This window comes from Roseburia sp. TF10-5, from assembly GCF_003462365.1.
GTDB lineage: Bacteria > Bacillota > Clostridia > Lachnospirales > Lachnospiraceae > Roseburia > Roseburia faecis.
The window spans coordinates 8,625-21,618 of record NZ_QTYW01000028.1 but is presented as its reverse complement, the minus strand read 5'-3'; the positions used below and the strand labels follow the sequence as shown (position 1 = coordinate 21,618).

At 37.7% G+C, this 12,994-nt stretch carries 14 protein-coding genes and 1 CRISPR repeat array; all 14 genes read left to right on the top strand.

From position 1 onward, the window contains the following. Window positions 1-226 precede the first annotated feature (226 nt). Window positions 227-1,141 carry a type II CRISPR-associated endonuclease Cas1 gene (cas1, locus tag DXD06_RS16215; RefSeq protein WP_117833123.1) on the top strand — a complete coding sequence of 305 codons (915 nt, stop codon included), beginning with the start codon at window positions 227-229 and terminating at the stop codon, window positions 1,139-1,141. Beyond that, complete coding sequence (gene cas2 / locus DXD06_RS16210) at window positions 1,131-1,454, top strand: CRISPR-associated endonuclease Cas2 (RefSeq protein ID WP_117833122.1); 324 nt, start codon at window positions 1,131-1,133, stop codon at window positions 1,452-1,454. Before cas1 ends, cas2 begins: the two co-directional genes overlap by 11 nt. After that, on the top strand, window positions 1,451-2,491 hold the full coding sequence (csn2-St, locus tag DXD06_RS16205; RefSeq protein WP_117833121.1) for a CRISPR-associated protein Csn2-St: 1,041 nt from the start codon (window positions 1,451-1,453) through the stop codon (window positions 2,489-2,491). The genes cas2 and csn2-St overlap by 4 nt, the downstream gene beginning before the upstream one ends. A gap of 7 nt (window positions 2,492-2,498) precedes the next feature. Then, a CRISPR array of direct repeats spans window positions 2,499-2,862; the repeat unit is 36 nt; unit sequence ATTTTAGTACCTAAACAAATTACGTGACTGTAAAAC. A gap of 204 nt (window positions 2,863-3,066) precedes the next feature. Then, window positions 3,067-3,273, top strand: coding sequence for an RNA-binding domain-containing protein (locus DXD06_RS18210; protein ID WP_117833120.1), 207 nt, complete (start codon window positions 3,067-3,069; stop codon window positions 3,271-3,273). Next, window positions 3,257-3,514 (top strand): sporulation transcriptional regulator SpoIIID, encoded by a 258-nt coding sequence (spoIIID, locus tag DXD06_RS16195; RefSeq protein WP_022045217.1) that lies wholly within the window; start codon window positions 3,257-3,259, stop codon window positions 3,512-3,514. The genes DXD06_RS18210 and spoIIID overlap by 17 nt, the downstream gene beginning before the upstream one ends. A gap of 62 nt (window positions 3,515-3,576) precedes the next feature. Next, window positions 3,577-4,206 (top strand): thiamine phosphate synthase, encoded by a 630-nt coding sequence (gene thiE / locus DXD06_RS16190; protein ID WP_117833124.1) that lies wholly within the window; start codon window positions 3,577-3,579, stop codon window positions 4,204-4,206. Window positions 4,207-4,235: 29 nt separating this feature from the next. Continuing rightward, window positions 4,236-4,754 carry an energy coupling factor transporter S component ThiW gene (thiW, locus tag DXD06_RS16185; RefSeq protein ID WP_117833119.1) on the top strand — a complete coding sequence of 173 codons (519 nt, stop codon included), beginning with the start codon at window positions 4,236-4,238 and terminating at the stop codon, window positions 4,752-4,754. Further along, window positions 4,754-5,581 carry a hydroxyethylthiazole kinase gene (gene thiM / locus DXD06_RS16180; RefSeq protein WP_117833118.1) on the top strand — a complete coding sequence of 276 codons (828 nt, stop codon included), beginning with the start codon at window positions 4,754-4,756 and terminating at the stop codon, window positions 5,579-5,581. The genes thiW and thiM overlap by 1 nt, the downstream gene beginning before the upstream one ends. A gap of 26 nt (window positions 5,582-5,607) precedes the next feature. Further along, on the top strand, window positions 5,608-6,513 hold the full coding sequence (locus tag DXD06_RS16175) for an alpha/beta fold hydrolase (RefSeq protein ID WP_117833117.1): 906 nt from the start codon (window positions 5,608-5,610) through the stop codon (window positions 6,511-6,513). A gap of 117 nt (window positions 6,514-6,630) precedes the next feature. Next, window positions 6,631-8,220 carry a glutamine-hydrolyzing GMP synthase gene (guaA, locus tag DXD06_RS16170; protein ID WP_022045212.1) on the top strand — a complete coding sequence of 530 codons (1,590 nt, stop codon included), beginning with the start codon at window positions 6,631-6,633 and terminating at the stop codon, window positions 8,218-8,220. Between the two features lie 547 nt (window positions 8,221-8,767). Continuing rightward, window positions 8,768-8,989, top strand: coding sequence for a hypothetical protein (locus tag DXD06_RS16165; protein ID WP_117833116.1), 222 nt, complete (start codon window positions 8,768-8,770; stop codon window positions 8,987-8,989). Window positions 8,990-9,204: 215 nt separating this feature from the next. Beyond that, window positions 9,205-9,708: a helix-turn-helix domain-containing protein gene (locus DXD06_RS16160; protein WP_117833115.1), complete on the top strand. Its 504-nt coding sequence runs from the start codon at window positions 9,205-9,207 to the stop codon at window positions 9,706-9,708. A gap of 6 nt (window positions 9,709-9,714) precedes the next feature. Further along, on the top strand, window positions 9,715-11,127 hold the full coding sequence (locus tag DXD06_RS16155) for a hypothetical protein (protein ID WP_117833114.1): 1,413 nt from the start codon (window positions 9,715-9,717) through the stop codon (window positions 11,125-11,127). Window positions 11,128-11,137: 10 nt separating this feature from the next. Continuing rightward, complete coding sequence (locus DXD06_RS16150) at window positions 11,138-12,775, top strand: P-loop NTPase fold protein (protein ID WP_117833113.1); 1,638 nt, start codon at window positions 11,138-11,140, stop codon at window positions 12,773-12,775. Window positions 12,776-12,994 lie beyond the last annotated feature (219 nt).

The window sequence follows — 12,994 nt, the reverse complement described above, 5'->3', positions numbered from 1 at the left end:
GACTAAATTCTACCGCCCTGTAGGGCAGTGGAATTTAAAATTTCATTTTAGGTTCTCAAAATATTGTTAATCATATGATTGACAAAATATATTTGCAGGAATATAATAAAAAATGTAGAAAACAAATTTTTACAGTCACGTAATTTGTTTAGACCTACTAAAACAAGGCTTTATGCCGAAATCAGAAGCACCGACGGGTGCTTCTTTTTTCTTATAGGGGGAAAATATGGCATTTAGGGTTGTATTGATTGAGAATGAAGTGACGATAAAAGTAAAATTAAATAATCTCATTGTTACAAAAGAGGGAGAAGATATATGGATACCATTAGATGATATTTCAATGATTGTTCTGGATAATCTGTCATCTATGCTTTCAGCAAGGCTCTTGTGTCAGTTGTCTGAACAGGGGATAGGATTAATGATATGCAATCAGAAACATTTGCCAACAGGCTATTACAGTTCTTATGACAATCATAGCAGAGCCTCGAAAGTGATTGGTTATCAGATAGAAAAAAATAAAGAATACTATGATCAACTGTGGAATGATATTGTAACGGTGAAAATTCAAAATCAGTCTAAAGCATATTTACGATTAACAAGTGATCAGGAAGGAACCCGGGCGATTAAAGAATTTTCATCAGAAATAATCAATGGGGATCAAAGCAACAGAGAGGCTCATGCTGCAAAAGTATATTTTAATCTTTTAATGGGAACTTCCTTTTCCAGAGGAAATGGGGATATTTTATTAAACAGCGGATTAGATTACGGGTATGCGGTACTGCGAGGATATATTGCAAGAGTGTGTGTTGGGTATGGATTAAACACACAAATTGGTATTCATCATAAAAACGAGTATAACCGGTTTAATCTTGTGGATGATTTAATGGAGCCTTTGAGACCGATGATAGATATTGTTGCATATGAAAGTATGAAAAATGAGGAGTATTTTACAGCAGAACATAGAAGACAGCTGGTAAATATTTTAAATATGAAAATATTGTACAGAAATAAAAAGATGTTTGTGTGTAATATGATAGAAAATTATGTGGAACAATTTGCATCTTTGATTATGGAAAGATGTGAGAATATTGTATTCCCGGATATCGATGGATTTATCGGAGAGGAACTGGATGAACTATAAGATTATGAGAATGTTATGTATGTTTGATTTGCCGGTTGAAACCGATGAAGAAAGAAGAGCATATCGCATATTTCGAAAGAATTTGATTCAGGAGGGATTTGTTATGATGCAGTATTCGGTTTATGTAAGGGTGTGTCCGAGTAGAGAATATGCCAACCGTTTGGAAAAACGGATAAAGAAATTTATCCCCAGAGAAGGAAATGTGAGACTGCTGTGTGTCACGGAAAAGCAATATTCAGATATGAAGTTGCTGGTTGGAAGCCAATCGGTAGCGGAGGCAGCAATTGGAACAGAAAGATTGATTATATTATGAAAATTGATGTAACGGAATACGAAAAGAAATATACGATTGAACTGGCACCGATCACGCAATTGTGCGGACAAAACATTCCAAAAAAAACATATATACTGGAATCTATTAGAAGGTATTTTAGTACCTATAAGTATTCGGAAGAACAGAATAAATGGAGAAATAATGTTAAAATTAATAACGAATTAGTAGGTAGAAAATTTTTTATTGTATTATCTGTAAATGGAATAGCAGAACTTTTAACATGGATAAAATGGTCAAAGCAAAGCTTGATGGTGGAATACGTCAGGGGGTTAATGCAAAAATTTGACTGGCAGTTGCATTTGCGTACCATTGATGAAGAATTGGAAGAAATGTTTCAGCTGATAAATAAAGATCTTAGTTATCTGGGTGATATTGAATTGACGTATACCGTATCGGATGTCTGGGATATGGTTCAAAAATCGAATGTTGTAGGAAATGGACAAACATCATTAGAGGATAAAAATAATTTTGAATTATTTACGATTTTTTTGAATCTGATTGGACATGTAATGGAAGTAAATCCAAGAAAATTGCTGATCATAGTAGAAAATATTGATCATTTAATTTCGAAAAAAGAATATGAAGTTGTTTTACAGAAAATGCAACAAATCTGTATCAGATATGATGTCTATTTTATTTTGTCAACAAGCCTGGATGGATATGTGGGGTGTGACGGAAAGCTATGTTCAGGAATAACGGTATTGGGAGAAGTAGATTTTCAAATGCCGGAGTTCAATGAAATAGAAACATATATAGAGAATAATTATCCATGCAACAGGAGATTTTCGGAAGAACAATTGCAGGAGACTTTGAAGAAGATTATTCAACACATAGGGCAAACGGAATATTTATATACAGTGGAAGATAACGTTATCTGTAAATTGATAAATCAGACGTTAATGTTGAACGATAGATGGGAAGATACAGAAAAAAAAGCCAGAAATAGCTTTTTTGAAAGCATGAAAAATGGTATAATAAACTCAAGGGCAATGGCATACAAAAGTAGGGGATACTAAGTTTGATATTTTAGTACCTAAACAAATTACGTGACTGTAAAACACGGTTTAATATGTGTCAATGGCATACCTAATTTTAGTACCTAAACAAATTACGTGACTGTAAAACTTGAGAAATGTCGTTCTAATTCACTTATCATTTTAGTACCTAAACAAATTACGTGACTGTAAAACAATGTGATACTAATTCTTGCAAGATTATGTATTTTAGTACCTAAACAAATTACGTGACTGTAAAACTGGATCAAATTATATCGGAATTAATGAGAATTTTGGTACCTAAACAAATTACGTGACTGTAAAACCAACATGAAAATCAGGTTCTGCCGGATATAATTTTAGTACCTAAACAAATTACGTGACTGTAAAATACGTTGTGGAAGATTAATTTTAGTAACAAATAAATTGCGTGACTGTAAACTTAAACTAAGATTAATTAAAGTGTAATTTTGATAAATAATATGATTAAGAGTATATAACTTAATTATATGTGTTGAAGGCAGGTGTTGATTTGAATCTTGGTATTGAAAAGGAAACTTGGGAATTAAAAATCGACCGGTAAATTAAAAGAAACAATGCATTCTATTTGTGCAATTTTGAACAAACATCAGCACGGGAAACTTTATTTTGGAGTCAAACCCGATGGAACTGTTGTGGGACAGGTTGTGACAGAAGAGTCTTTGTGGGAAGTAAGTCAGAAAGTAAGTAATAAGCAAACATATCCTTGCATAAACTGTACAAACACAGGAATGCAGGGGTATTTTTTTGAAAGCTTATATTGAAGAAAGAGCCGTGGAAATCGCAAACTATATCATTGAACATAAGGCAACTGTACGGCAGGCTGCCAAGCATTACGGAATTTCAAAATCCACAGTTCACAAGGATATCACAGACCGGCTGTGCCAGGTGAATCCGGCACTTGCGGCAGAAACCCGCAAGATTATTGATGTGAATAAATCCGAACGTCATATCCGCGGAGGAATGGCAACAAAGGAAAAATATGCACATTTGCATGCAGTATAGATTTTCTCCTGTCGTGCGTGTTATAATGGGATAACATGCAGGAGGAAAAAACAGTGAATAATATGAAAAAAGAACAGCTCCGCCTTTATGCGGTGACCGACCGCACCTGGCTGGGCAATGAAACATTATATCAACAGGTAGAGAAAGCACTGGAAGGTGGCGCCACTCTGGTACAGCTGCGGGAGAAGGAACTTCCGGAAGCGGATGTGCAGAAGGAGGCAGAAGAATTGCTGGAACTTTGCCATCGTTACGGAGTGAAACTCATTCTGGATGATGATGTGGAACTGGCGGCAAAAGTCGGCGCGGACGGGGTTCATATTGGACAGTCCGATATGGAACTGGCGCACGCGCGTGAGATTCTCGGGCCGGATAAAATCATTGGTGTGACGGCAAAAACCGTGGAACAGGCGAAAGCCGCAGAAGCGGGAGGCGCTGATTATCTGGGAAGTGGTGCTGTGTTTGGCTCTACAACCAAAAAGGATGCCATTCCGATGAAGCACGAGCTGCTGGAAGAAATCTGCCACAGCGTGAAAATTCCGGTTGTGGCAATCGGGGGAATTACGGCAGAGAATGTTTTGCAGTTAAAAGGCAGAGGCATCGCGGGTGTCGCAGTTGTCAGCGGCATTTTTGCCTGCGAGGATATTAAGGCAGGCACCCGGCATCTTGGAGAACTTGTAGAACAGATCATATAAAGGGAACAAAAGAGGAGTAAAAAAGCAAAATGAAGAATCATCTGCAGATAAAAAAATTGACATTGACGGCACTTTTCACGGCGGTGGCTGTGGTCGGGAGTATGTTTTCTTTCCCGGTATTGGGCTCAAAATGTGCGCCGGTACAGCATCTGGTGAATGTACTGTGCGCGGTAACGGTCGGACCATGGTGGGGGCTGACACAGGCTTTTATGGCGGCATTGATCCGTAATCTGACAGGGCTTGGCAGCCCACTGGCATTTCCGGGAAGTATGTGTGGTGCACTGCTTGCAGGACTGCTTTACCAGTATGGGAAAAAGCTTCCGTTTGCATACGTGGGAGAAGTGTTTGGAACCGGTATCATCGGTGGAATGCTTTCTTATCCGATTGCGTATCTGATTATGGGGAATAAAGCAGCGGCATTGTTTACATTTGTAGTGCCGTTTTTGATCAGTACCTGTGGTGGTACGATCATTGCAATTATCGTGACCATTCCGATGAAAAAGGCAGGAATTCTGGACGGTGAAATACAAAGACGGGAGAAACTGTGATGAAATTTTCCGGGGAAAAAGTGGTGGAAATTTATGAGAAAATACAACAGAAACGTCCGATTATCCACTGTATCACAAATGCCGTGACGGTCAACGATTGTGCGAATATCCTTCTGGCGGCAGGTGCGTCACCGACGATGGCACACCATCCCTGTGAGGTGGAAGAGATCACGGCAGGTACAGCGGCACTGATCTGTAATTTCGGGGCCATCTCGGATTATGAGGCGATGAAGGCTGCCGGAAAGCGGGCGCATGCGCTGGGGCATCCGATCGTGATTGATCCGGTCGGGGTGTCGGGGGCTTCCTATCGGCGTGAAAAATGTCTGGAGTTGATGAAAATAATCCATCCGACCTGTATCCGGGGAAATTATTCGGAAATACAGGCATTGCTGCACAACTGTGGAACGGTTACCGGGGTGGATGCAGCCGAGGATGCGCTGGCGGAAGCAGAAGAAACGGATTTGCCGGAGCTGATGAAGCAGTATGCAAAGGAAAATCAGATGATTCTTGTCGCATCCGGAGAAGCTGATCTGATCACGGATGGAAGCTGCGTCTACCGGTGTCATAATGGAAGCCCAATGATGGCAAGGATTACGGGAAGCGGCTGTATGTCCACCGTGATGCTTGGCGCTTTTTTAAGTGCGGAAAATTCGGTGGAGAGTGCAGTGGCATGCTGTGCGTTTACTGGCATTGCAGGAGAACTTGCCGCAAAAGAAACGACCGCACAAAAGAGAGGGACGATGACATTTCGCAACTGGTTTATCGATGCCGTGTCTTTGATGACACCGGAACAGTTGGAACATGGAACAAATGTGGACTGGTTTTAAAAGTACGAACGCAGAAGAGGATATAAATGGAAAATATAGTATTGAAAGCGTCCGACGGTTACGCGCTGAGTCTGGCGGTATTTGAAAGTGAGCATCCGCGGGGATACATTCAGATCATTCATGGGATGGAGGAACATAAGGAGCGTTATGAGGCTTTCGCTGAACAGCTGCGGCAGGTGGGATTTACGGTGGTGACATCGGACATGCGGGGGCATGGGGAACATGCTCCAAAGCTGGGGTTCTTTAAAGAAAAAGACGGTGACCGTTATCTGTTGTCGGATCAGGTACAGATCACGGCATATATCAGGGAGCGGTTTCAAACGGAAAAGGTGATGATTTTTGCACATTCCATGGGAACCATCATTGCAAGGAATCTGCTTTGTACCCAGTCACACAGTTACGCAAAGGTGGTACTGAGCGGATTCCCGAATTATCCGGGAACACAGATTATCCGCATAGGGTTTTTCCTGACGAATCTGCTCACAAGGGCGCGTGGACCGATGTATCATTCCAAGCTGGTGCAGCAACTGTCGGTGGGAAATTTCAATAAGCAGATAAAACATGCAAAAACCGAAGTGGACTGGATCTGTTCCGATGAGCAGGTGGTACAGGCATATCTGAAAGATCCGTATTGCGGGCACGGATTTAGTGTTTCCGCTTTTCACGATCTGTATATGCTGACAACTGCTATGCATCAGGTGTCAAATTACCGGGACGTAAATGAGGCATTACCGATTCTGATGATCCGCGGCGGCGAAGATCCGTGCACAGGGTATGAAAAAGGTGCCAAAGACAGTGTGGACACGCTGAAACAGGCAGGTTTTTCCAATATTTCCACAATTACCTATCCGCATATGCGCCATGAAATACTGAATGAGAAAGAAAATGAAAAAGTTTACGCGGATGTGATTGCATTTTACGAGAAAACGTGAGGTTGTGACTTGTAAAATCGCAGGGGCTTTATTATAATGGTAGAAAAATGGTGTACTTTTGAAAAATGCACCACATAAATGCAAAAATGCATTTTAGAAAACAGGAGGAAACACAATATGGATCAGGAGAAAGTCATCGTCATTGACTTCGGTGGTCAGTACAATCAGCTGGTTGCACGCCGCGTCCGCGAGTGCAATGTGTACTGTGAGATTTATTCTTACCGTACCGACATCGAACAGATCAAGGCAATGAATCCAAAGGGAATTATCCTCACCGGCGGCCCGAACAGCTGCTATGAGGCAGATTCCCCGACATACACGAAAGAATTATTTGAACTTGGCATCCCGGTTCTCGGTCTGTGCTATGGTGCGCAGTTGATGAATCATATCCTCGGTGGAAAAGTAGAAAAGGCACCGGTACGTGAGTACGGAAAAACGGAAGTGTTCGTGGACAAGTCTTCTCCGCTTTTTGAGGGAGTGGCAACGGATTCGGCAGAAGGATCTACCATCTGCTGGATGAGTCATTTTGATTATATTTCCAAACCGGCACCGGGATTTCAGGTGGTAGCACACACCGCTGACTGTCCGGTAGCGGCAGATGAAAACCCGGAGAAAAAGCTTTATGCAATCCAGTTCCATCCGGAAGTACTGCATACCGTAGAGGGAAGCAAGATGCTTCACAACTTTGTGAGAAATATCTGTGGATGTGCCGGCACCTGGCGCATGGATTCTTTCGTGGAGCATACAATCAAAGAGATCCGTGAAAAAGTCGGTGATGGAAAGGTTCTCCTTGCATTATCCGGAGGTGTGGATTCTTCTGTTGCAGCAGGACTTCTTTCCCGTGCAATCGGAAAACAGCTTACCTGCGTATTCGTCGATCACGGTCTGCTCCGAAAGAATGAAGGAGACGAGGTTGAGGAAGTCTTCGGTCCGAACGGACAGTTTGACCTGAACTTTATCCGTGTCAACGCGCAGGAGCGTTATTATGGAAAACTTGCCGGTGTGACAGAACCGGAGAAAAAACGTAAAATTATCGGAGAGGAATTCATCCGTGTCTTCGAGGAAGAGGCAAAGAAGATCGGAGCCGTGGATTTCCTGGCACAGGGAACCATCTACCCGGATGTGGTAGAGTCCGGACTTGGCGGAGAATCCGCAGTGATCAAGTCTCATCACAACGTCGGCGGTCTCCCAGATTATGTGGATTTCAAGGAAATCATCGAGCCGCTGCGCAACCTCTTCAAAGATGAAGTCCGCAAAGCGGGTCTGGAGCTTGGCATCCCGGAGAAACTTGTCTTCCGTCAGCCATTCCCGGGACCGGGACTTGGTATCCGTATTATCGGTGAGGTAACTGCAGAGAAGGTTCGTATCGTGCAGGATGCCGATTACATTTACCGTGAGGAAGTGGATGCCGCGGTAGAGGAATACCGCAAAGAGCATGGAGAGGCACCGGAGTGGATGCCAAACCAGTATTTCGCCGCGCTCACCAATATGCGAAGCGTGGGTGTCATGGGCGATGAGAGAACGTACGATTACGCGGTTGCACTGCGTGCGGTCAATACGGTCGATTTCATGACAGCGGAAGCTGCCAATATACCGTTCGAGGTGTTACAGAGAGTTATGAGCAGGATTATCAATGAGGTGAAAGGGGTTAATCGCTGCTTTTATGATATTACCAGTAAGCCGCCTGGGACGATTGAGTTTGAATAACGGATTGTGTTAAAGGGCAATATGGTTTATCGTCTTTAGGGCAAAAAACTATATCGTCAACAATAAAATAAAAAGTATCAGAGACCATAAGATGAGTCCAAGTATTCCTCATCTTACGGTCTCTTTTATTTTTATTTCATAGTAGCCGAAAGCCTTGTAGAATCAATGTTTTATGAATTATGAGAAAGAATCTGAGCAAGAGCAACATATATTACTTTTGATTGTTCAAGGGCAGTCACCTTTATCTTTAAGAGGATAGAAGAGTTTGCCCCTGAGGGAATAAAGGGGAGTGCCCTTGGACATAGTGATATTTTTAATATTCATTTTTGGGAAAATATAAAAAGCCAGAAAAGCCCATAAATGCTGGGATTGCTTAGAATTACACAAAAATATTTAACATATGAATCTGGGGATTTTATCGTTTTTGGGATAAATCTGGGAGAAATTTGGGAAGTTTTTGGGAAAATCATAGTTCATAACACAAATACTTACAGGAGGTTACTTAAAGTGCGAAAAAGAAATTTTAAAGGAAGGTGTACAAAGCGTTATGTACCAAAGTGTATGGATATATGCCGTACATATGATGCATGTGGGATTTTTCAGCTATGAGTGCAAAGTTTTCCTGATTGATTACAACGGAGTGATTAAGGGGGAAGGTGTTGGACTTACAAATACCAGAGAACTGCTTGGAATCCTATTAGCTGACTTTATTGTTATTGGATGCGGTGATTTCGTGAGCTTTAAAGAAAAAGACCTGTTGAAGCTCTAAATTGTCTATATGTGTCCAGGGGAAATATTCGTAACTCATTAAAGGACATCAGTAGGTTAAATTAATAAAAATATGCCGATTCTTTCTTGAAAATGTTACATGGAATAACAAAATTAAGGAAGATATCGGTATATTTTATTGTATAAGCAGTGGTACATGATAGACAAAATAATTTTGAATTTCTATATCAATGTCTATAGGAGGAGATATGCATTATGGACGATAAATTGAAAAGAACAATAGGTAATCAATTGTGGGAGTGTAGAGTTAAAAAAGGCTGGACACAGGCTTTTGTTTCCAGACAATTAGGAATTTCAATCAGAACTATTTCAAGAGTGGAAAATGGTTCAGGGATATCTAAAACATTATTAAAGAAAATGTGCAGCTTGTACCGTGTCTCTGTTAATGAATTGTATAAGCAGGATGAGATAATCATAAAAAACAGAGTTTCAGCTCAAATAGATGTTATTCCAGAAGATGTTGCAGTAAAGATATTATGTCAGAGTTCGTTTGTAGGAGATATTCAGAGAGAATCCATTTTAAGATTTAATGACATCATACAAAAAGATGGTATAATGTATAAAGAACAGATAGAAGAGATATTGTCAGAAATGATTAGCATAAAACAGAACTACTCCTTATCAGATGTGGTGTACTGTTGCATGATAATTAATCAAAAGACATTAGATAAAATAGACAAAATAATAGAAGATGCTTAATTACGAATGAAAGGTGGAATGATTACGAGAATTAATGACGAATTAAAGGCTATAGAAGAAAATTTTTCTATAGAAGAGCTTTTTTTGAAACATGGGATAATAAGTCTTATGTTTTATGAGCCACTAGAGTTCCAACAGTTAATTATAAAAATTAATATGGAAAGGGATAAGCACTCTGATACTCAGAGTAGACTTATGTTTATCCCACTTTACAAAAAGGTATATTTAGCACAACGTAAAAAATTATTAGAATTATTTGATGCGGTAAAAAATAGAACAATAAAAATAATTCCAGAACCAACGAGAGAGGAAATGCAAACATATACTAATGAATCATGGGAATATTTACCGGATATTTCAAATTCAGAAAACGTGTATTTATATGCAGAAAATAGAATTAAATACGCTATTTTTAAAACGGAAGAAGAATTATATATTCTTAGAAAGTATCCTTCAGTTTATTATAATGATAGAAGCAACTATGTTGGGGGATTGTTCAGCTATAGATATGATGATGAAATAATTATTTACGATAAGGTGAATATTATATCAGATGAAATGCATCATTTTAGATTGTGTTGCAATGATAGTAGCAAGGCGAGTGATAAAAGAGCTTTGTTAAACATAATGGCATATTTAAATGGATGTCCCAATTTTGAATTTTTGGCTAACAGGGAAATAAACAATAAATTGAATGAATTGTATTATCGTTTTGATTTATTGGATTGTATCAGATTACGTCATCCTAATTATCTTAAATCAAATATTGAAGAGGCATTTCATTTAGAGTTGCCAATAATAAAAAATATTAATGCGTATAAGATGATTGCATTTGAAAAACTACCACATGAAGGAATATTGGATTTATATCATGCATCATTAAAACAATTTGAACCATTGCCACGTTGCGTTTTTTTGTATAGAGTATTTGAATATGCAGCATCGTATCATTATAAACCGACAATTATGCCTGCAACATATACACCAGAGGATGCTTTGAATTATTATTTGCCATTGGCTTTGAATTATAATTGTAATCCATTATATTACATAGACTGGAATAAACATGGAAAAAGAGAACAGTTGAGTAATTATTTTACGGTTTTGAAACATGAAGCTAAAATCATTTTAGAAGAGTGGAGAAACAGTCCTTATCTTTCAAGAAAATCACCAGGAGAAATAATATATTTAACGGGTAGAAATTTTACAGCTCATGGAGCTTCTGGAAATAGGGGTGATAGGAACATGCAATATGATTATGATAAAAATTATTTGCATATTAATAATGTTAATATAGTTCTAGAAATTATTGCTCGGTATGTTGTAGAGTTATTGAATCCACAGTTACAAAATGTTGTAGAACGAAGAAAAAAATATTATATGGAACGATATAAAAAAATTGAAAATAAAGATAACTAGGTAGAAAAATATGAAAGCTGATTATATCAAAGAAATTATTAAAAAATACGATGAGATGCCATATAAATGTATATTAATAGATGGTACATGGGGAATAGGAAAAACATATGCAGTAAAAGATGCTTTAAAGGAGAATAATAATGTATGCTATTTGTCAGTGTTCGGAATAAAAGATGTACAGCAAATTTTTCATGAAACATTCTATCAGCTTGGATTAAAGGATAAAAAAGAAATAAGAAAAATTGCTTTTAAGATACTTGACATTGTTTCGGTATTATCAAAAAAAGTAGGAATTGCAAAAACAATTATAGAGTCTGTAATACAAGAAAAAGAATTGTTTTTAGAGCTTACAAAAACATTTCAAAAAGCTCATGTGATAGTTATAGATGATTTTGAACGTATGAATAAAAATATAAGTGTGGAGGAAATATTTGGTGTAATAGATGAGATTAAGAGATGCAATTATGTAAAAGTTATACTAATTGCAAATACGTCAGAAATTAAAAATAAAGATACATTTGATAAATACAGTGAAAAGGTGATTGATAGAACGTATGAAATGACCGAGCATACAGCCAGTATTAATTGGACTGAACTGCGTATTGATTGTGATTTTATTGATGCATTTTTAAAAACACATAATGTTCGAAATATAAGAACACTTCAAAAAGCTCAGAATTTATATGACGATGTAAAATTACAATTAAAAGATGTATATTCTGATGAATTTTATAACGAAATAAAACTTGCTTGTTATGCTATTGTTGTTGAGTCAACGGATGAACTATATTATAGAGAAAATAAACAAAATACTAATGATTCTATTGCAAATGTAACATTTTCTATGACAAATAAATTAGAGTTCAGAATTAAAAATTATTATTTGAGAGGAGTACGCATTAGCGGAAATATGGTAAACATAATACAGAGTTATTATGAAAATAAAGCTGAATTAAATCCAGATGAGATTGATGTAGAGTATCAGATATTTTTACATGCAGGTGATAAAGCAAATTATTATAAAACGGATGATGAAATGAAGTCGTTTTTACCTAAATTGGCAGAAAATATTTGTAAAGAAAATGATATACCTAAATTAATTAAGTATGCTGATGAGTATTTAATATGGAGTGAACATTTGGAGGTGGATACGAAGCAAACTTTAAAAGAATATGAACATAAATTGCATGACTTGATTTATGCCGAGGTTGTGAATGGAAAATTAGATTATTTATCCTATGGTATAGATATTCATGTGCAATCGGAAACAAACCGAAAAACTATTAAAAAGTTGATTCAGGAAATAAAGAATGAATTGGTTAATCTATATGTTCAGTATCTCTCAGAAAATACTCATAGTGATATAGCATATCAATATTCATATAATCTGCGACAGTTTATAAGTAATAGCTATTATAAAGATGCTCTATCTGGAAAAGTTGAAAAGTTATATAACAGGAAATCTTTTCCTATTGATGATGTAACTGAGACCAAATATCATACAGCATATAATATCATGTATGTACTATACATAGAAAATAAGGAAAAATTTTTACAATATTGTGACGAAATAAAAAATACTTGCGACCATATGGCGTCACATAGAATTGATGTTCTTCTGAAAGAAATTACTGGGGAAGAGCAGTAAGATATGTAAGTGTAGATAAATGTGCATGTGCAAGAGAGGAAACAATAGAAAGTTCATGAATTTTTGTTTTGCAAATGTGTGCATAGTATTCATATAATGCACATAAATAAGTCTTGTGAATGCAAAGAAATAAGGGTATAATAAGAATGCAACAAGGTCTCTACTATGTTAAAGGGCAATATGGTTTATCGTCTTTAGGGCAAAAAACTATATCGTCAA

Excerpts from the sequence above, each read along its gene's own strand:
- csn2-St (WP_117833121.1), top strand. The coding sequence starts at position 1,451 with ATGAAAATTGATGTAACGGAATACGAAAAGAAATATACGATTGAACTG.
- guaA (WP_022045212.1), top strand. The coding sequence starts at position 6,631 with ATGGATCAGGAGAAAGTCATCGTCATTGACTTCGGTGGTCAGTACAAT.
- cas2 (WP_117833122.1), top strand. The coding sequence starts at position 1,131 with ATGAACTATAAGATTATGAGAATGTTATGTATGTTTGATTTGCCGGTT.
- DXD06_RS16150 (WP_117833113.1), top strand. The coding sequence starts at position 11,138 with ATGAAAGCTGATTATATCAAAGAAATTATTAAAAAATACGATGAGATG.
- DXD06_RS18210 (WP_117833120.1), top strand. The coding sequence starts at position 3,067 with ATGCATTCTATTTGTGCAATTTTGAACAAACATCAGCACGGGAAACTT.
- cas1 (WP_117833123.1), top strand. The coding sequence starts at position 227 with ATGGCATTTAGGGTTGTATTGATTGAGAATGAAGTGACGATAAAAGTA.
- thiW (WP_117833119.1), top strand. The coding sequence starts at position 4,236 with ATGAAGAATCATCTGCAGATAAAAAAATTGACATTGACGGCACTTTTC.
- DXD06_RS16155 (WP_117833114.1), top strand. The coding sequence starts at position 9,715 with ATGAAAGGTGGAATGATTACGAGAATTAATGACGAATTAAAGGCTATA.
- thiE (WP_117833124.1), top strand. The coding sequence starts at position 3,577 with ATGAAAAAAGAACAGCTCCGCCTTTATGCGGTGACCGACCGCACCTGG.
- DXD06_RS16175 (WP_117833117.1), top strand. The coding sequence starts at position 5,608 with ATGGAAAATATAGTATTGAAAGCGTCCGACGGTTACGCGCTGAGTCTG.
- thiM (WP_117833118.1), top strand. The coding sequence starts at position 4,754 with ATGAAATTTTCCGGGGAAAAAGTGGTGGAAATTTATGAGAAAATACAA.
- DXD06_RS16160 (WP_117833115.1), top strand. The coding sequence starts at position 9,205 with ATGGACGATAAATTGAAAAGAACAATAGGTAATCAATTGTGGGAGTGT.
- DXD06_RS16165 (WP_117833116.1), top strand. The coding sequence starts at position 8,768 with ATGTACCAAAGTGTATGGATATATGCCGTACATATGATGCATGTGGGA.